Here is a 19,578-nt window from a genome sequence, read left to right as displayed (position 1 = left end):
TCTTACTGTGTTATTCGATGCAACAAAACCTTCCACCTTCTAATATTCGGAAAAATGATAAAATTTTCTATTAAAGATATAACAAAGAGAGATACCGTTACGGCATCCCTCTTAAATTTATACTTCCCCCTCCTGCAAAGCAGGTACGGCCGGAAAGCGGATAATAGCCTCTGTCCCGCTTCCTTTTTCACTAACAAAATGAATGGTGCCATGCATCGCTTCGATGATTCGAAAGGTGACCATCAAGCCGAGCCCCGTCCCTTTGGACTTATTGGAGAAGTACGCCTCACCCAGTCTCTCAAGATCCGCAGCATCCATTCCGATGCCGTCATCTTTGATGTGAATGACCACTTCTTCACCCTTGGCATAGGCCCATATGCGAATAACCCCTTCTCCATCCAGTGCCTCTATACTGTTCTTGACGATATTAATCATTGCTTGTTTAAGTTTGGAAGAATTACCGGTCATGTATAATTCCTTCGCGACATCCAGCTCGATCGTGCCCCCGCTAAGATTGGCCAGCGGCAGTAGGATGCCTTTCACATGCTTCAGCTCCTCATACACATTCAGCTTGACCTCATTCTCCAATTCAGGCTTAGCAAACGTGAGGAAATCCGTGATGATCCCCGAAGCCCGGTCCAGCTCCTTCAGCGCCAGTCCAAAATACTCCTTCTCCGCCTGCTTGGAGTTCTGTGCCAGAAGCTGCATGAAGCCGCGCGTCACTTGCAGCGGATTGCGAACCTCGTGTGCAACCGAGGCGGCCAGCTCGCTGATAATCTCCATTTTCTCCGATCGCTGAAGTTCATTATTAAACATCTCTAGCTTCCTGGAATACTGCAGCACTTGCTCATGGCTGCGGACGAATTTACGCCCCAGCATGACGATCAGAGAGACAATCAGTCCGATGATGCCCCATTTCCATAGAAAGAAATGATATTGTCCGTCATGGTAATAAAAGGCCAGCAGATCTCCGAGCGCTGCTAACGCCATCATCCCGAAACCAACGGAAAAGATATAAGCGTCCTTATTCCGCTTGGAAGCATACAGAATGGTGGTACCGACAAGCAGCAGCATCTGCAGGATAATCAGAATGCCCAAGATCTTCACCGAAACAAGATAGTAAATCTCGTGAAATGAATGATCGCTGACCACCTGGGCAACTAGAAATATCAGGCACATTATGGAGTAGGCTATTTGAAATCTTCGGCAGTAGCGAATGACTCGATAGGGCCCGGAACCATATATTTTCTCAAAATAGTAATACAGCGCCGGCAGCACGGCAAAGAGTGAGATATCAAACACCGCGACCCACACGTTGCCCAGGTCTCCATAGAAGGTGTATAGGAACGGCGAATACGTAATAAGCATAGCCCCGCTTGCCAGAATAATCACACTAAGCGAAAGCCAACTGGATACCGTATGCTTCGGAAGGAACAAGCAGCAGAAAAACATGACCACCGCAATAAACAGAAACGAGCTGCCCAATATGAAATCTTCCAGGTCATTCTTGATAAAGCTTCCACGCAGATGCTCATATTCGCCAAGTATAATATCGCCATCGATGCCTAACGTCATATCCCTGACGCCGTTTGTCCATATATAAACGGTCTTGCCAGCATCATCCGGATGGATCGGAAGCAGAAGAGAATGACTCGTATACATATAGTCTCGCTTGGCTTCATACACCTGTTCATTATCCAAAAAAGCCAAAACATCCTGTCCCTTAATGCGGTCAATCATGATGGCCGAATGCTTCCAAGGGAGAGCGGGCAAAGTAAAACGATTCCATGCTGAATACACCCCATCTGACTTTGGGGGTCCCGTCTTGTCTGGTATTCCCGCCAACCAACTTCTTCCCTGCAGGTTGACTGGCGAAACAACATCCTGTTGTTCGTCATCCCACATAAACTGCCAATCGGGTATCACGGTTTGAGCATTCTTTGCTTCCGATTTTCCCGGTGATATGATCGATATAAGCAGCAGCAGCGGCACTACCAGCAGAAGCAGGAATATGTATTTGGGCATATCCTTCATCTAGTCAGCACCTCTAACCGTCTATAGTCAATAAAAGTCCGCATCTTCACCGTCCGGCTGATTCGACAAACTTCGTGTTCATTTACAATCAATATAACATGAAACGTCTGTTCCGTTTGTAAAATTTTTATTACATAAAAGGCAAAATAAAAAGGGATCGCTCTTAACCCTAAGGCTAAAAAGCAATCCCTTTTCGTTTCTAGTGTGTGGAGCTTGAAGCAAGGCCGACTTTATCAACCATCCGCTGACTTTCATCGTTCAACCCCACGAGCGTAATGGCTTTACCCGCTTCCTTGTACTTATTCAATACCTTGGAAATGGCATTCGTGGCTGACTGATCCCATACATGGGATTTGGAAAAATCAATCACGACATGCTCAGGGTCCTCATTCACGTCAAACAGGTTTATAAAATACATCATTGTACCGAAAAATAACGGCCCCCGGATTTCATATACCTTCATACCGTTTGGCTGCACATGCGGTATGGCCTGGATTTTTGCCATTTTCCAGCCGAAATTCAACGCGCTTAACATAATACCGGTCATGACCCCGATGGCCAGATTATGCGTTGCCACCACGATGATCACCGTTGCCAGCATGACAATGGCATCACCCAGCGGAACACAGTGAAGTGTGCGAAGGTATCCCCATTCAAACGTACCGATGGAAACCATAAACATGACCCCGACAAGCGCTGCCATCGGAATTTGTTTCACGACGTCGCCGAGCACGATGATGAGAAACAGCAGGAACACACCAGACACCAGGGTTGATAACCGGGTGCGACCGCCTGATTTCACATTAATCACCGTCTGTCCGATCATAGCGCAACCGGCCATGCCGCCGAAGAATCCTGTGATCACGTTGGAAACACCCTGACCGCGGATTTCGCGATTCTTGTCGCTGCCGGTATCCGTCAGCTCATCGACTAGCGACGCCGTCAGCAGCGATTCCGTCATCCCCACGACAGCAAGAGCTAGAGAAATAGGCAATATCGTCATGATCATATCCAAACTGATCGTTACATTCGGAATGTGGAAGAACGGAAGAGCCTGCGTAATGTTGCCCGTGTCCCCCACTGTTTGCACAGGAGCCTTGAACCACACCGCTATGATCGTCATTACGATGATGGCAACAAGCGCCGAGGGAATCGCTTTGGTAACCAGCGGCAGCAAATAGATGATGAGCAGCGTTCCGATGACCATCAAGTACATCGGCCACGATTCACCCTTGAAATTCGGAAGCTGGGCCAGAAAAATAATGATGGCTAGCGAGTTCACGAATCCGGTGATGACCGGCTGGGGGACAAACGTAATAAACCGTCCGAATTTGAGCGCCCCCATCAACAATTGCAAGATTCCTGTAAGAATCGTTGCCGCATACAAATACTCAATCCCGTGCATCGCCACGAGCGGTCCCATTAATGATGCCATGGCCCCTGTCGCTGCGGAGATCATACCGGGACGTCCGCCGAAAAATGAAATACTGACAGCAATCACAAAAGAAGCATAGAGTCCGACCATGGGATCGACACCCGCCATGATAGAGAATGCGATCGCTTCCGGTATGAGAGCGAACGCTACCGTCAATCCTGACAAAATATCTCTGCGTGAATTGCCAAAGAAGCCTTGTTTAATCCATTGAAACAAAGTCCTAATCACTTCCTGTCCTATTGTAGTTTATTGACAATCCACTCTCAGGATTGTCCCGGTCCGATAGTCACTTTTTCGATTATAACGGGATCATTTCAAAATTTCATTATCTATTTAGCGGACCTATTCCACGAAATCATACATTTTCTCCCGTTTGTTTTGAATTTCGTCCATTTTTCCTGTTTTAAAATTTTCATAATGCTGCAAATGACAGGGAAAGATAGAACTTGTATGGTTCATCATCGCCTGAACGTACCCGGGATTCATTCTTGCTTCAGCGGGTAAAGTCGAAGTATAGAAACCTGTTATATTTTGAAATGTATTTGAAATCATAGAAGGAGATGGTCAATATGCGCGACGAAAACAATCGGAATACGCTGGCAGACTTGACATATTTGGAATTCGAGGCTAAGCGGAGAGTTGAGGATACGGAGATGATTCCGCAAGATGATCTGAGAGACGTCAACACCTACACGGAGCAAAGCCTAAGCAGCGAAGATGCGGACCATATCGCGTATGATCTGAATGAAGCGGCACCTGCGGATGCAAAACCGGAGGAGCGTATGGACCCGGATTACAGCGCCAGCGATGCATGGGAAGCTACCGGTGCTGATCCCGAGCAGTGGACCATTGCCGACGAGAGAACCTTTTCCTCTTCACCCTCAGAGCAGGCAGAAGCAGACCGGATAGAGGGGGATCGACCAGTCGATGAAACCTACATTCGCGATGTCGCAGATGATGTAACGGATCGGGAATGGCGGGCCGTCGAAGGCGAACCCCCTTCTCGTCCCGGAGACGAAATTATCGGCCAATACTCCGGCGATACGGAGCGGCGGCTTGCAGCAGACGCATCATTAACCGGCAGCGGGACTGCGTTTTTAAACCAGGACATTTTTAAAGATTACCCGTCCGGAGAAGATGAGTACCAGCCGCTGGAGGATGTACCGGATGCGGACGCTATTGCGGCCAATAGCCCGGTGGACCCCGCTGCCCCGCCGACGGAGCAGATGCACGGTATCGATCTACTAAACGGCAGCCATGGCGGAGACGACTAAACCTGCAAAACCCGCCTCTCCAATAGGAAGGCGGGTCTTATACTAGTATGGGTACGATCGTCTATTTTCCGAATATGATATCCAGCCAGCCGAGAAATGACATCCACAGCAAGATGCCGATCAAGGTACCCCATATGAGTGCTGTTAATATGTTTCCCTTTCTTTCCATGCCTATGCCTCCCATACAACATCTTTATAGTAAAACAGTATGGGTCGAGCTATCAGTTCTTATACTAGCCAACCATTTCAAAGACTAGATTCACTAGGAGGAACCGCCGATGAAGAAGCATTCTGACGAGAATCAACGTTTAGTGACCGAACGCGATATTGATAAGGATTTTGGTCTGTTTGTCGAGGATTCATATCCGGACAGTATCCCGATACCAAGGCAGCATTAAACACGAGAAGCCGGATGGCAGTGAAACGAGCAACCGCGGAAACTCTTCATCTTCCTGATCCTTCACGCCGGAAATGTGAACCTCTACGTTCACCCATGTCATACCTTCCAACATACACTACACTATACGACCCTGGAAGGATGATGCTGAATATGAAAGGATTGCCGCTCCATCCCTGCGGACATAAAATCACGCTCCAGCAGCGACTGGCCTCTTTAACCGGTCATCTGGTTGAAGTCAACGCACCGAACACCGGTTTAGAACCCGGACGTTTACAGCGGGTATTTCCGAAAAATTTCATCAAGGTACATGGCGAGCTCTTTATACCGTCCAGTCTCAACTCGGTTCGGGTATTTGATGTCAAGCCGCCGGGCAAAACGATGCTGGTAGGTGTGCGGACCACCTTCCCTACCCGCGGTGCCTTTAACCGGATCCGTCTGGTCAGAATCGGAGCCGATTTTATTGAATTGCTTGCCAAGGATAAGAACCGTTCCCGGATTCTGCTCCCTCTAAACAAAGTGGAGGGCATATTTCCGGCGAAGTAGAGACAGTTCAAAGTTTTCCTTCCCTTAAGCTTCCAGACTTGCTACAAGTCCGGAGGCTTATTTATTGAAAATAGAACGAGAAACTGAACCGACTCGATCATCGCAAGGAAAACTTCCTCTATACGCGGTCTATCTTCTGTGAGATTTCTTCGATGGAAGCTTTAGATATGTATACTCATCTTTTTCGATTTTCAGTACTTGTCCAACCTGTGATAAAATATGATACAGATTAAATACTTAAGGCTTGATAAGGAATAACACAGGAGGAATCAATGATGTTGAAACGCAGAACACGCTGGATGCCCGCACTATTCGTCATCCTTGGGCTGCTGCTTGTGATGACGGCATGCGGTCAGAATGACAAGGGATCCGAAAGCGGCTCAGGCGGCGGAACAGGTTCGACAAACGGGGCAACAGCACCCGAAGCGGAACCCCCGAAGGAGCCCGAGGTTAAGCAGAATGTGCCGGACCCGAACGCCAGCCATCCTATTGTCACGATTGAGATGGAAAACGGCAAAACGATAAAGCTTGAGCTTTATCCTGAGGTTGCGCCGAATACGGTGAACAATTTCATCTCCCTGGTGGAACAAGGATTCTACGACGGGACAGGCTTTCACCGCGTTATCCCCGGCTTCATGATTCAGGGAGGCGACCCTGACGGTAACGGAACGGGGGGACCGGGCTACGCTATTCCCGGCGAATTTACGTCCAACGGCTTTCAGAATGACCTGAAGCATACGACTGGCGTATTATCGATGGCCCGGGCACAGGATCCAAACTCCGCCGGATCGCAATTCTTTATCATGGTTGCGGATGCTCCTTCCCTGGATGCACAGTACGCATCCTTCGGTAAGGTGATTGAGGGGATGGAAACGGCTGAGGAGATCGTGGGCTTGGAGCGGGATCAGATGGACAAGCCGCTTGAGGTGCCCGTCATGAAGAAAGTGACGGTTGATACGCTCGGCAAGGATTATCCGGACCCCAAGAAGCAGGAATAGCATCTCTTCAGATTAGGACTACGTCGCGAATTCTAGCAATGGAACACATTGCGGACCACTTGTGTACACAGTGACCATGGCAGATTAAGCGACAACTAACGAACAAGGACCCGTACGCTAAACGAGCGTACGGGTCCTCTTTTTTCAGTACAGCCTGTCATTGTCTCTTCTAGCTATGGGCCTGCTTCTCGATGACGTACAAGCAAGTGCTGTCAGGCAGCGTCACCGGCTTCCCATCTTCATCCATGAATTCGATGCGATCCGACAATGCCTCGGCATATCCTTCCTGCAAATAATGCTGCTGCACGCTTATGATCGCCTCGGGACCTAGCGTCCTGCGTATACATTCCGCATACTGCGTAGGCGTAAAGTAGCCAAACTGCTCCTGCACCTCATGCACATAGGCCTCGGCGCCCCAAGTATAGGTATACAGGAACTCCATTGCATCGTTTATAGTCATGCGCACTTCCGTCTCGGACAGCTGCTCATATGTTATGACCCGGCCCTTGAAATCGGAGGCATACCGGGTCAGCCATTCCAGCCCATCCGCTTCCAGGAAGCGAATCCTTCTCCAGATGTCCCCGGGCTCGGTCATAATCCCGTCACGGATAATGATGCGGCCACCGGGTGCGAGTACTTCGTAGGCACTTGTCAGCGCGGCCTCTACAGTGGCCATATTGAAGCGGGTTCCGTCCATCTCAATATAAGAATACAACTCATGCAAGATCGAGGAGAAGATGACCGTATCGATACTTCCCGGCTCCACGTAGTCCCTGAGATTCAGCGCGTCCCCCTTCATCACTTCCCATGCTTTGTGCTCCAAACGTTTGCGTTTCTCCAGCGCTTCAATCACGTTCGAGGAGATATCAATCCCAACCGGACGCACATGCGGCAGCCGTTCCTCGATCAGGTCAAGCAGCACGCCGCCCCCGGGACCGATATCCAGCACCGCCGTTCCCGTAATATAATCCAGAATCACTTTTTTGTAATCTCCCGTGCTGTTCATATCGCTCAAATAACTCTCTTCGTTATGAAACCTGTCGTAGGCGTCCCGGCGCAGACCAAACAGGTCGAACAGGAGCAGAACCGCTTTCTCATAGAGCGGCGACTTCTCCGCTTCGATGCAAAATTCAATTAATTTCTCGGCCGCTTGCGAGAATTCGAAGGTAAAGAATACCGTATCCGGAAGCTCCGGCTTCCGTTCGATTCGATGGCTCAGATGCGGGTTGGCCATCACCGGCCCGTGAAGGCAAGCCGTCCAATCCGTTTGGCGCAAATATTGCTCAATCATTCTCTTCTTATATACGTTCAGCTTCTTGACGCCTTTATAATCGTAATACATATCATTCATCAGCGGCTCAAAGCTTAAGTGACTCACCGAATCCGGTAGCAGCTGATCTCGCTGTCCCTCCGCAACTTGCTGAGCCGGGCTCTGCTTCTCCGAATGGAGAGCAAGCAAAAGAACCTTCATGAACTCCTCCAACGAGAAATCCTGCAGGGCAGCCTCCACATACCAGAGCGTCATATCCTGAAATCCATGCAGGGCAGCTGACAGATCACACTGCTCACGAATCCCTTGAAGCTGCTTATCGAAGTCTTCTCCCCGGGCAATCGAAACGGACCGGAGACGGTGCAGCCTCTCCTCATAAGTCCATCGATCCGGTACGGTCCCTTCGGCAAGATTGCGAATAAGCTGCGTTATTTCTTCCTGAACGGAATGCCAAAGCTCTTCCGATACACCACCGATGATGCAGTGATTCAAGGGGATTAGCAGCCGGATCAACTCATCTGCGGTCAGCCGTCCTTCCTCCGTAAGCTTATGCAGCGGCAAATTTTCCTCGAAAGCGACTTCCCCCCGAATGTGTTGCCCAAGCAGTCCATGGGTAAGTATGAGTGTGTGTACCATCTCTTCATGCGGAGGCAGGGTCCCATTACCGTCCCGAATATGTCTCTCGTATAGCTGGGCGGACCCGATATTATGAAGGAACAAGTTGATACCCGACTGCTGCCAGCGGAGGCGTTCCCGCATGGTTCCGCCCTTGGCCGTTTCCGCCCATACCAGTACTTCTTCCAGCAATTCTTTGATCCAATAGGAGACAGGGAGCGAATCCAGTATCTTCAAGGTGCGTTCTACATAATCCAGCACGGGGTTGGCATGGGATAATTGGCCGATGGACGTAATTCGTTCCAGATTCACGATTCGTTCTTCGGCCGATACCAGTTTCATTAACCATGGATGCCTCTTGGCAGCCGCTTCATCCCCCTGCCGAAAAGCGGTTATGATGTCCAGCGCGTGCAGCATAGGTTGTTCCTCCACTTCCTGAAATAATAATGAACACGGTTATGTTTTTTCGCTGCTACGATTATAACAAATTCCTGTCGATGGATCGCAAGCATTTGGTAATAGCCGATGCTACAGGGTATACTGGTCAACGAAACCATATTTTTTTATTGATGTGAAGGAGTGAGTGTACATGAGCCTGAAAAATAAAACAGCCCTCATCACGGGTGCAGGTAAAGGGATTGGACGCGCCCTGGCGATCGCGCTTGCCAAGGAAGGTGTGCACGTCGGGCTTGTCGCCCGTACGGCAGCTGATCTGGAACCGCTGAGCGCCCTGGTTGCTGAACAATATGGCGTCAGAGCCGTGGCCGCAGTTGCCGACGTTTCCGTACAGAGCGAGGCAGAGGCTGCTTTTGCAGCGGTAAACATGGAGCTGGGCTCGGTGGACATTCTAATCAACAATGCGGGCATTGCCCAATTCGGCAATCTGCTGGAGATGGAACCTGAAGCCTGGAAACGTATCGTCGACGTGAACCTGATGGGAACGTACTACATGACGCGCGCGGCACTGCCGGGCATGATCGAGCATAACAAGGGTGATATCATCAACATCTCTTCTACGGCCGGAGAGCGTGGATTCGCCACAGGCTCTGCCTATAACGCTTCAAAATTTGCCGTTATGGGACTGACCGAAGCCGTGCTGCAGGAGGTTCGCAAACACAACATTCGCGTAACCGCTCTGACCCCAAGCACCGTTAACACGGATCTTGCCGTCAATGCCGGCCTGAAGATCGGGGACGAGGACCGGATGCTGCAGCCGGAAGACGTAGCTGAGCTTGTGCTCGCTGCACTGAAGCTGCCGCAGCGTGTATTTGTCAAAACCGCCGGAATTTGGACAACCAACCCGCAATAATGATGCGTCAACAGACGCTACTATTGCTATAACCATCCAAGGGTGTTCCCTGGGCGTCGGCCAAGGGAACACCCTTTTTGCGTGCAGCCCAGGTGTAAAGCGATTGGTTTTGACCAGCGACAATTGTTCTTTTTTCCATACGGAATCAAGTGTCAACTATCCTTTGTCATGATATAATGACATGGCGTCATACGACAGCCAGATATTTACCTTAAGCTACACTCATGGAAAGAAGATGACAACAGCATGATCGCCGACATTTTACTTGAAGTGGTACTTCCCATCTTTGTCCTGATAGGCTTTGGCATTATTATGCAATATGCCTTTAAACTCGATTTGTACACACTCGCTAAAATTAACTTTTACTACATTACGCCTGCAGCCGTATTTATGAGTATGTACGAGTCCAAAATGTCACCGCAGCTGCTGGGCATGGTGGCCTTATTCTATGCGCTCTATATCGGCGTCCTCTACCTGATCAGCATGCTGGTTGCCAAGCAGCGCAAGTTCAATCGGGGGATGAGAGCAGCTTTTACCAACAGCCTTCTGCTCGATAATTCGGGAAACTACGGCCTTCCGATCAATGATCTCGCCTTCAAGGGTGATCCGATGGCCGGCTCGGTGCAAGCGCTCATCATGTCTTTTCAGAGCCTCCTTACGTTCACGTACGGAGTTATTTCCATTCAAGGGGCCAAGACAGAAGGATTATACAAACAGGCCATCATCGGATTCCTGAAAATGCCCGTTCCCTATGCCCTCGTCATCGGCATAGTGCTGCATGCCCTGGCGTTGCCGCTTCCGGTCTTTATCTCACAGCCGCTGATGTATGCGGATCAGTCCATGGTGGCGATCGCCCTGCTGACGCTCGGCGCACAGATCATCAAATATCCGCTCCGCCTGCGCCGGCTCGATGTCTACCTCAGCGTGCTGCTGCGTCTCCTGGTCGCGCCGGCCATCGGCATTCTGATCGTGCTGCTGCTCGGCTTAAAGGGCATCCCGGCTCAAGCACTCATCATTGCTTCAGGCATGCCGGTTGGCGTAAATTCATCCATCTTGGCGGAAGAATATCAGAATGAGCCGGATTTTGCTGCACAAACTGTCCTTATATCGACCATACTAAACGTAATTACGATTACCGGCTTAATCACATTAGCTAAATTTGTAGCTTAGCGCTAACTCATCTCTACTAGGAGGAATTTACATATGAATTTTGATCTTGCGATAGACCGAACCTGTACCGACTGTCAGAAGTGGGACAATGTTCCCACCATCTTCGGCGTGCCCGACGCGCTTCCGATGTGGGTGGCTGACATGGATTTTGCCGCTCCACCCGCCGTTGTAAAGGCGCTCCATCAACGGGTGGAGCATGGTGTATTCGGATATACGTTCCCGTCCGACTCTTACCGTGAAGCGATTTGCGACTGGATGAAGAAACGCCACAACTGGAGTATTCAGCAGGAGTGGATTCAATTCTGTCCGGGTGTCGTTCCGGCACTCAGCCTTATCGTGGATGCGTTCACCGAGCCGGGAGATCAAGTTGTCATCCAGACGCCGGTCTATCCGCCATTCTATAGCGTCGTTCAGGACCATGGTCGTGAGCTCGTGCATAATCCGCTGCTTCGAAGTGAGGACGGAGATTACTCGATGGATTTCGAGGACTTGGAGAAGAGTTTTTCTACCGGCAACGTCAAAATGATCATTCTGTGCAGTCCGCACAACCCGGTAGGCCGGGTGTGGACCAGAACGGAATTGGATCGTCTGGCCTCCCTCTGTCAGCAATACGATGTGCTTGTTGTATCCGATGAAATCCATGCAGATCTGGTGTTTGAATCTGGTGCGCATACGCCATTCGCCGCTCTGTCCGAGGATGCTGCCGAGCGTTCCATCATCTGCACCGCACCAAGCAAGACGTTTAATATCGCCGGTCTGAATACGGCGAACATCATCATCTCGAATGCGCAGCTGCGCAGCAAGTTCCGCAAAATACTGAACCGTTACGCCATTGGCTCCATTACACCGATGGGTGCCGCCGCCACCGAGGCCGCTTACCGTGAAGGCGGACCATGGCTGGATGAACTTCTGGTTTATATCCGCGAGAACATGGAGCTGGTTTCGAATTTCGCCCAGGAGCATCTGCCCGAGCTTAAGGTGGTTATCCCGGAAGCTACTTACCTGCTGTGGATTGATTTCCGCGGGATGGGCATGTCCCACGAGGAGTTAAACCGCTTCCTGGTTCATGAGGCGAAGCTTGGTTTAAACAGCGGAGCAGCCTTCGGCAAGGAAGGCGAAGGTTTCATGCGCATGAACCTGGCCTGCACACGCGCCACCGTTCAGGAGGCGTTGTCTCGCCTACATAAAGCGATCGAGGAATGGCGGAAAGCATAAGTAACAAACTCAATTAATAAAAGGAGCCGGGCTAAACGCGCGGCTCCTTTTATTGCTTTTTTAAGACGATGCAAAACTGCCTTAGTTGACACCCTCGTTCACCCTCATAAGCCTGACAAGACACCACTAATCCTCTACCTGATTTTTGAAGGAATAATTCTCCTATATTACTTACAACATAGAATCCATCTTACCGTAATGCCACACTTGAGCAGCTGCGCCTATGACACCTGCATCACTGCCAAAGTTAGCAGGCATAATCCTGCAGCAGCTTCTCATATACGAAGAAGTCCGGACATCGACCTCCTGATCGAGCGCCTGCAAAAAACGAGGACCCGATTCCGCCACTCCCCCGCCAATTACCACTACCTCCGGATTAAATGCATGAATATAACCGGCAACAGCCGCTCCCAGTGCTCGGATAACAACCCGCATCACCTCCGTGGCCGACGGATCATCCCGGTGCCAGGCCTTAACAATATCCCGAGCATTAGGTTCCCAATCATATGAAGCGCTTTCACTCTTCTGCATCTCAAGCCCTAATCTGGCAATGCCGCTGCCTGAAGCATACAGCTCAATACAGCCGTTATTTCCGCAGCTGCAGCGAGGACCGTTGATGTCAATACTGACATGGCCAAGCTCCGCTGCCCCGCCAAAGACCCCTCGAAGAAGACGCCCCGATTCGATAACGGCACCGCCAATCCCCGTACCAAGAGCAAGGCACACAAAGTTATCACAATCCTTGCCAACGCCGTACATTTTCTCGGCAATGGCTATAACATTAACATCATTGTCAACATGCACCCGGGTATCGTAACGTTCAGATACCTTTCGTTTAATCTCCATCCCCGTCCAACCTGGCAACGTATCTCCCGCGTATAGAACGGTCCCTTCCCGAAAATCAATTTGGCCTGCGCTGCCGATACCGATACCTTGCACCGCTTCCTCTGAACCGGCGGATTCCATCATCATGTCGATGCCAAGCAGGACTTTGTTCATAAGCTGCTCCGGCCCTTTGTTCGCCTCGGTAGGCATCAGATGCCGGTTTATGATCTTTCCTTCTCGATCAATGACTGCAAACTGGACTTTCGTCCCCCCAATATCAACACCGATCGCGTAACTCATAGTATGTAAACACTCCCTTCGTAATCAATAAAATGGAAGATCGATTCATCCCGTGCCCCCGCCCGAAGATGAACAGAAGTGTATCGATTCCCAAGGATCGATTCACTAATACAGCTTATCCACAACGGACCTCGCGGTTTTCTCCAACGACTTCGAGGCATCCTCTTTTTTCATCGTTAAGAGCGTTGTAAGAATGTTCAACATATACGTCTGCATGAACTTTGTTGCCAGGGCTCCGCCCTCTGTCGGCATTTCCCTGGAAGATACAGGGAGAACCGTATCCGCGTATGTAACAATCGGGGAACGGAGATGTCCGGTCAAACAGATGACGTCCGCTCCATTCTGCTTCGCTTCCTTCACCGGATCCACCAGGTCACGCGTGCTGCCGGAAGTGGAAATGGCGAATACGAGATCGCCCTTCTTGACCAAGGAAGCGGACATGGCAATAATATGCGAATCCCGGTGCGCTTCCACATTAAGCCCCAGTCTCATCAGCTGATAATGCAAATCCAGTGCGGTTATGCCTGAAGAACCCACGCCATAGACATACACTTTGTTTGCGGTCAGCAGCTTATCCACCGCCATCTTTAGATTGTCGGCGTTAACCAGATCCAGCGTATTCTTAAGTAAAATTTCATGCTGCATCGTCAGCTTGCGGGCCACCGTCATCATGTCATCCTGCTCATCGATAGCGGTATCCATTACGGATGGAGGACGATCCACCAAATCCTGTGCAACAGACAGCTTGAATTCATGAAATCCCCGAAACCCCAGCTTGCGGCAGAATCGAATGACGGATGTCTCGCCGACCCCTGCCCTCTCAGACAAATCCGTTACGGTAGCGAGCACGGTTTCCTCAGGGTAGCTTTTCACGTAATCAGCCACTTTTTTCTCCGTCTTGGTCAGGGAAGAATAAATGCTCGATATCATCAGCAGCGTGTTGGATTGATTCAGTCTTGGGCCAACTCTTGCCATTCCACATCCCTCGTTTCCTCTAACAGGCGCAAAAAGAATATTTTCTCCTTAATTATATATTAAAAAGGAGTTTTCTTTCAATCACTAAAAAAACGGATATTGACGCAGTTTCTCTAAGGACAGACTTCATACTAGCAGAAGGTTTTCGTGCTAGGTAAGGAAGGTAAGCACTAGTATTTATACGTTCATATCTCTTAAAAAAAGAAGCTGTCAGCATCCTGTGAATCGGATCTGCAGCTTCGATTATTGTAGTTAACTGTTATCCTGTTTCGATCCTCCGATCGAGCAGTCTTACATCATGCTTCCGGTTTCGTCTGTACCTGAAGTCAGCCCCTCAATCGTTACCGCTCCATTCAGACTGTCGCCGGTCACCTGTCCCCGCTCCATCTGATAACCTGCATCCAGCATCGAACCATCCAGCTGATGAAGCTGCTGGCTGACATGGTCCATCTGCTGGAACAGCTGACGATGTTGATAGGCTTCGGCGTACTCGCTCTGCTGCGCAGTCTCGTCCATTTGCTCGAATGCCGTTTTGTTCTCGCCCAGCACTTGGCGGTACTGCTCCGCCGTAGCGGTTCGGATATCCTGCACCGTATTCATCATCCCATGCAAAACCATCCGGCAATTCACCAGTTCCTGACGGACAGCAGCAGAAGTTTCAGGCGAAACTGCAGCCTGGGCGCTTTGAAGTTCAGCTTGGATCTGGCTGAGCTGGCTCACGATCATCCCGACTTCGTTCATTCCCCCGTTTTGCGCTGCCGTAGTCAATTCGCTTGATAGCTGGTTGAGCCTCATCGACATATTTTGAATATTGCTCATTGCAATCCCCCCTTTTTTTCGGATAGCGACCATTTTAATGAATAGGATGCGATAAACCATGGATTGCTATTCATGTCGATATCTGGTCAGGAAGTCCCCTCTGTTGGAATCCGAGGCGGGATGCCGATATAATAGAGTAAGCCATTATATGAAAGTAGGTAGATTAAAGAGTTCGCATGATCAAACGCAAAAAAACGACACTTTTCTTAATTGCTGCCTTATTACTCGCCATATTTTATATGCAGCTGCAAACCTCCATACCGGGATTCATCAACGATCTTGATTTTAATAGTAAAGAAGACCCTAAAGTCTCACAGCTCCACCCGTATGTATTGCAGCAAAAGAACGAGCTTGTCCGTCTCACCAAGAAAAAAGGAATCGCGATCATCATAACGGACGGTTACCGCAGTCATGAAGAGCAGACCCGCATCTACAATCAGGGCCGCAGCACCGAGGGCGACATCGTGACGAATGCCAAGGCAGGAGAATCCCTTCACAACTATGGACTTGCGATTGATTTTGCGCTAAGACTAAAGGATGGAAGCATCATCTGGGATATGGAATATGACGGGAACGGAAACGGCAAGGCCGACTGGATGGAAGTTGTGGAAATTGCCAAAGATTTAGGCTTCCAGTGGGGCGGTGATTGGGCCAACTTCCCGGATTATCCGCATCTACAGATCGATTTCGGACTGACGATCCGTGATTTGAAACGTGGAAAACTCCCTCCCATGGACGCTTCCGAGACTTTGGAAGCAAAGTGAACGGCTATAGCAATTTGTAAATATAGTTTACCTCCGCTTTTAACCGTAAATAAGAGCTCCCCTGTCTGTTACGGTGAGAAGAGAGTCTGTTTTTAACGAAATAACGTATTCTGAGTCCGTAAGAATTACTGGAATTTTGGTATTACGCATCATCTTTTATTGAGCATCGAGGTTCGCATACTTTAGTTATACGCAAGATAATGACTTACGCATCAGCGTTTAGATCAAGGTCGACCAGATCCTTCTGGTCGGCCTTTTTGACGTTGTTTTTTGGAAATGCGTGTTAATGGATTTGCGACATCCAACTAAATGCTTGACAATCGATTCACCTTTTGGTTATATAGTCATATATATGAGTATATAACCTTAACAGGACATGAAGGTAAGGCGGTGATTCTTATTGAGCGGTACCGTGCATCCAGATAATAAGCCCCTGTTCATCCAGATCAAGGAGAAGATCGAGGACCAGATCGTGAATGATCTACTGCTTGAAGGTGAACAGGTTCCTTCCACGACGCAGCTCTCCCAATTTTACAAAATCAATCACATCACGGTATTAAAGGGCATCAACCTTCTGGTTGATTCCGGACTCATCTATAAAAAGCGAGGTGTCGGCATGTTTGTTGCAGAAGGGGCCAAGGAAATGCTGCTCCAGACCCGAAAGAGTGCATTTGCGGAACATTATGTGATGCCAATGGTACAGGAAGCAGACAAACTCGGCTTGTCCATGGATGAACTTTTTCAAATCATAACCCAATTAAAAGGAAGTGACCTCCATGAATCTTGATGTTCAGTTTGACCGCGTATCGGTGGTATACGGTGACCTCGAAGCCGTCCGAAATGTTTCGCTTCATCTCCCAGCAGGCAAAATTTATGGTCTCCTGGGGCGCAACGGAGCAGGCAAAACCTCACTACTGTCTGTTCTTGCTTCATTTCGCGAACCCTCATCGGGATCGGTTACGATTGGCGGCGAGCAGCCGTTCGAAAATGCGAAGATCATGAGGGAAGTCTCCTTCTTCTATGATGTAGACTACAAAGACGAGACGGACAAGGTCAAGGTAGCGATTGATTCCATAGCCAGACACCGGCCCCATTTTGATACCATGTACGCCCTTGAGCTCGCACGCAAATTCAATTTGCCCTTGGATAAACAGCTGAAGCAGCTTTCCAAAGGGATGCAATCCGCTTTTAACGTATGCATCGGACTCGCCAGCCGCTCGCCAGTTACCATACTGGATGAAGTTTATCTCGGCATGGATGCACCGTCACGCGAAATTTTTTACCGGGAACTGCTGAAAGACCAGGAGCGCCATCCCCGTACATTCATTCTCTCCACCCACCTGGTTTCGGAGATGGATTATCTGTTTGAAGAAGTCATTATCATTCACAAAGGCCAGTTCGTGCTGCAAGACGATTATGAAAGCCTCACGTCCCGGGGCGTTTCCATTACGGGCCCGGCGGCAAAGGTAGATGAATTCATCCAGGGCTTGAAGGTGCTCAACGTGCAGCAGCTCGGTTCTACCAAGGCCGTCATGGTCTATGGGGAATTAAACGAGGCATCCCAGCTAGCCGCACATCGGGCAGGACTTGAGATCGGGCCGATCTCGCTCCAGGACTTGTTTATCCATCTGACGGGGGAGGAATATTCCGCATGAAAAAAACGTCATCAGCCGTAACCAGAGTATCGACAGACATGTTTATTCAGCAAGGCAGCTGGGCCTTAGGATTTCTATTTATTGTGCTGCTGATCTATATTGGAGTCGGCATCGGTACCAGCGTTGGTGTCAATGTTCGCGAAGGAATCGCAGAGGAGGACTTCTTCTCTATCACTTACCGCTCAACCAAGGGCTTCATGCTGGTAATCGGTATTATTTCTGCTTATGGCTTCCTTAGCTACTATGTAAGACATGGAGTAACCCGTAAGGATTTCTTCAATGGAGCCGCTGTGGCTGCCGTCTATCTGTCATTGGCCTTCCCAGTCGTGGTGGGTCTAGGCAATTGGATCATCGGGATGGTTACATCCCATGATGCAGGCAGCACCCCGCTGATGCAGGAGTTTGATAACAGCTGGCTGCTGATGCTTGCCTCCTACGGCATCCAAATCTTTATCTATTATCTGATGGGGTGGATGATCGGATCCGGATTTTACCGGTTTGGCTGGATTCGCGGCTTGGGGTGGATCGCCGTAGCCCTCGTGTTAATCGGCTTCATGGATGCATTGTGGCAATTTGAGCTGGCTTCCATATGGGAACAGTGGCTGCCAGTCACGACAGCCTTTTCCGTCTCGCTGCCGGTTTCTCTTGCAGGGTCCGTGGCCGTCATTCTGATTATACTTATTCTGATTCGACTGATAACCCGAAGAGTTACGATTAAAATGTAATATATACGCAAAATAAATGGCTGATCCAAGGGGAGCAACAGATCTACCCCGGAGTCAGCCATTTATCATTTACATCGTTTTAAATTAAGCAGCACTGCTCTTCTTTTTATTGTAAATATCGAAGGCTACCGCTGCGAGCAGAACCAGACCTTTGATTCCTTGCTGCCAGTCGATGCCAAGACCTACAAGCGACATCCCGTTATTGAGCACGCCCATGACGAGACCGCCGATGATGGCACCAAAGACCGTACCGATCCCGCCGGTAGCCGAAGCGCCGCCAATGAAGCTCGCCGCGATGGCATCCAGCTCAAAGTTCGTGCCAGCTCTTGGCGTCGCCGCGTTCAAGCGGGCGGCAAAGATCAACCCGGAGATCGCTGCCATCACACCCATGTTGACGAATACCCAGAAGGTGACCTTCTTGGTTTTCACGCCGGACAGAGCCGCCGCTTTCTCGTTGCCGCCAAGCGCATAAATATGACGGCCCATCACGGTTTTGTTCATCACGAAGGAATAGATGATGATCAACACCAATAGCAGAATCAGAATGTTCGGCAGGCCGGCATAACTGGCCAGCATGAACGTAAAGGCATTGATCACCGCCGCGATAAGTATAAGCTTCAAAAGGAACAAGCCGTTTGGCAATACTTCGAAGTTGTATTTTTTATGCGATTTTCGCTCGCGAAGCTCATTGATCAGGAAAATAACCGTAAAGACGATCCCAGCCAGAATCGCGATTAGATTGGTGCCGGTGTTACCGAAATCCGGAATAAAGCCGGAGCTCAGTTTCTGGAAGCCTGAAGGAAAAGGCGCAATCGATTGACCTTCCAGCACAATCATGGTTAGACCACGGAACAACAGCATTCCCGCAAGCGTTACGATAAAGGCCGGTATCCTTACATAAGCCACCCAGAACCCCTGCCAAGCACCGATCAGGCCCCCGACGATCAGAGACACGATCACCGCAATGACCGGATGCAGCTGCATATCCACCATCATAATCGCGGCCACTGCACCGACGAAAGCAGCTACCGAACCGACCGACAAATCAATATGGCCCGTAATAATGACAAGCACCATGCCGATAGCAAGTACGAGGATGTAGCTGTTCTGGAGAATCAGGTTTGTGATGTTGATCGGCTCCAGCAGCAGCCCGCCCGTAATGATCTGGAAAAATATCATAATGACAACAAGGGCGATGATCATCCCGTATTGGCGGATGTTGTTTTTGAACATTTTTTTGAGTGTTTCCATG

At 49.7% G+C, this 19,578-nt stretch carries 17 protein-coding genes; 10 read left to right on the top strand and 7 right to left on the bottom strand.

Annotation, left to right across the window (positions count from 1 at the left end):
- Positions 1-117: 117 nt before the first annotated feature.
- Both NYE54_RS07740 and NYE54_RS07735 read right to left on the bottom strand, forming a co-directional pair.
- Complete coding sequence (locus NYE54_RS07740) at positions 118-2,034, bottom strand: HAMP domain-containing sensor histidine kinase (protein WP_339271293.1); 1,917 nt, start codon at positions 2,032-2,034, stop codon at positions 118-120.
- Positions 2,035-2,233: 199 nt separating this feature from the next.
- The gene (locus tag NYE54_RS07735; RefSeq protein WP_339271291.1) at positions 2,234-3,685 is read right to left on the bottom strand and encodes a SulP family inorganic anion transporter; all 1,452 of its coding nucleotides are present in this window, start codon (positions 3,683-3,685) and stop codon (positions 2,234-2,236) included.
- A gap of 353 nt (positions 3,686-4,038) precedes the next feature.
- On the opposite strand from NYE54_RS07735, the gene NYE54_RS07730 reads away from it, so the two are divergent.
- From NYE54_RS07730 to NYE54_RS07720, 3 genes are all read left to right on the top strand, one after another.
- Positions 4,039-4,743 carry a hypothetical protein gene (locus NYE54_RS07730; protein WP_339271289.1) on the top strand — a complete coding sequence of 235 codons (705 nt, stop codon included), beginning with the start codon at positions 4,039-4,041 and terminating at the stop codon, positions 4,741-4,743.
- A 550-nt stretch (positions 4,744-5,293) separates the two neighbouring features.
- Positions 5,294-5,686, top strand: coding sequence for a hypothetical protein (locus tag NYE54_RS07725; protein ID WP_339271287.1), 393 nt, complete (start codon positions 5,294-5,296; stop codon positions 5,684-5,686).
- Between the two features lie 275 nt (positions 5,687-5,961).
- Positions 5,962-6,684: a peptidylprolyl isomerase gene (locus NYE54_RS07720; RefSeq protein WP_339271285.1), complete on the top strand. Its 723-nt coding sequence runs from the start codon at positions 5,962-5,964 to the stop codon at positions 6,682-6,684.
- A 169-nt stretch (positions 6,685-6,853) separates the two neighbouring features.
- Here NYE54_RS07720 and NYE54_RS07715 read toward each other — a convergent pair whose 3' ends face one another.
- A complete protein-coding gene (locus NYE54_RS07715) occupies positions 6,854-8,986 on the bottom strand; it encodes a class I SAM-dependent methyltransferase (RefSeq protein WP_339271284.1) in 2,133 nt (710 codons plus the stop codon).
- Positions 8,987-9,158: 172 nt separating this feature from the next.
- Here NYE54_RS07715 and NYE54_RS07710 point away from each other — a divergent pair, with 172 nt between their 5' ends.
- The 3 genes from NYE54_RS07710 (at position 9,159) to NYE54_RS07700 (ending at position 12,263) form a co-directional block, all read left to right on the top strand.
- Entirely contained in the window at positions 9,159-9,878 is a 720-nt protein-coding gene (locus NYE54_RS07710; protein WP_098742445.1) for a 3-ketoacyl-ACP reductase, read from the top strand.
- Between the two features lie 246 nt (positions 9,879-10,124).
- Positions 10,125-11,048 carry an AEC family transporter gene (locus NYE54_RS07705; protein ID WP_076323014.1) on the top strand — a complete coding sequence of 308 codons (924 nt, stop codon included), beginning with the start codon at positions 10,125-10,127 and terminating at the stop codon, positions 11,046-11,048.
- A 33-nt stretch (positions 11,049-11,081) separates the two neighbouring features.
- A complete protein-coding gene (locus NYE54_RS07700) occupies positions 11,082-12,263 on the top strand; it encodes a PatB family C-S lyase (protein ID WP_339271280.1) in 1,182 nt (393 codons plus the stop codon).
- Positions 12,264-12,434: 171 nt separating this feature from the next.
- Here the strand turns inward: NYE54_RS07700 and NYE54_RS07695 are convergent, their stop codons facing one another.
- From NYE54_RS07695 to NYE54_RS07685, 3 genes are all read right to left on the bottom strand, one after another.
- The gene (locus tag NYE54_RS07695) at positions 12,435-13,388 is read right to left on the bottom strand and encodes an ROK family protein (protein WP_339271278.1); all 954 of its coding nucleotides are present in this window, start codon (positions 13,386-13,388) and stop codon (positions 12,435-12,437) included.
- Between the two features lie 105 nt (positions 13,389-13,493).
- Complete coding sequence (locus NYE54_RS07690; protein WP_339271276.1) at positions 13,494-14,363, bottom strand: MurR/RpiR family transcriptional regulator; 870 nt, start codon at positions 14,361-14,363, stop codon at positions 13,494-13,496.
- A 291-nt stretch (positions 14,364-14,654) separates the two neighbouring features.
- Positions 14,655-15,182 (bottom strand): hypothetical protein, encoded by a 528-nt coding sequence (locus NYE54_RS07685; protein ID WP_339271274.1) that lies wholly within the window; start codon positions 15,180-15,182, stop codon positions 14,655-14,657.
- A 176-nt stretch (positions 15,183-15,358) separates the two neighbouring features.
- Between NYE54_RS07685 and NYE54_RS07680 the strand changes: the two genes are divergently transcribed.
- The 4 genes from NYE54_RS07680 (at position 15,359) to NYE54_RS07665 (ending at position 18,326) form a co-directional block, all read left to right on the top strand.
- Positions 15,359-15,946, top strand: coding sequence for a M15 family metallopeptidase (locus NYE54_RS07680; protein WP_339271272.1), 588 nt, complete (start codon positions 15,359-15,361; stop codon positions 15,944-15,946).
- 400 nt (positions 15,947-16,346) lie between these two features.
- The gene (locus tag NYE54_RS07675; protein ID WP_339271270.1) at positions 16,347-16,733 is read left to right on the top strand and encodes a GntR family transcriptional regulator; all 387 of its coding nucleotides are present in this window, start codon (positions 16,347-16,349) and stop codon (positions 16,731-16,733) included.
- Positions 16,723-17,601, top strand: a complete 879-nt coding sequence (locus NYE54_RS07670; protein ID WP_339271268.1) for an ABC transporter ATP-binding protein — start codon at positions 16,723-16,725, stop codon at positions 17,599-17,601. Before NYE54_RS07675 ends, NYE54_RS07670 begins: the two co-directional genes overlap by 11 nt.
- Positions 17,598-18,326, top strand: coding sequence for a Tat pathway signal protein (locus NYE54_RS07665; RefSeq protein WP_339271266.1), 729 nt, complete (start codon positions 17,598-17,600; stop codon positions 18,324-18,326). Before NYE54_RS07670 ends, NYE54_RS07665 begins: the two co-directional genes overlap by 4 nt.
- Positions 18,327-18,410: 84 nt before the next feature.
- On the opposite strand, the gene mmsB is transcribed toward NYE54_RS07665, so the two are convergent.
- On the bottom strand, positions 18,411-19,577 hold the full coding sequence (mmsB, locus tag NYE54_RS07660) for a multiple monosaccharide ABC transporter permease (protein WP_076323005.1): 1,167 nt from the start codon (positions 19,575-19,577) through the stop codon (positions 18,411-18,413).
- Position 19,578: the final 1 nt, after the last annotated feature.

This window comes from Paenibacillus sp. FSL K6-1330, assembly GCF_037976825.1.
In the GTDB taxonomy this organism is placed as follows: domain Bacteria; phylum Bacillota; class Bacilli; order Paenibacillales; family Paenibacillaceae; genus Paenibacillus_AQ.
This window is presented reverse-complemented; position numbering and strand designations above follow the sequence as displayed.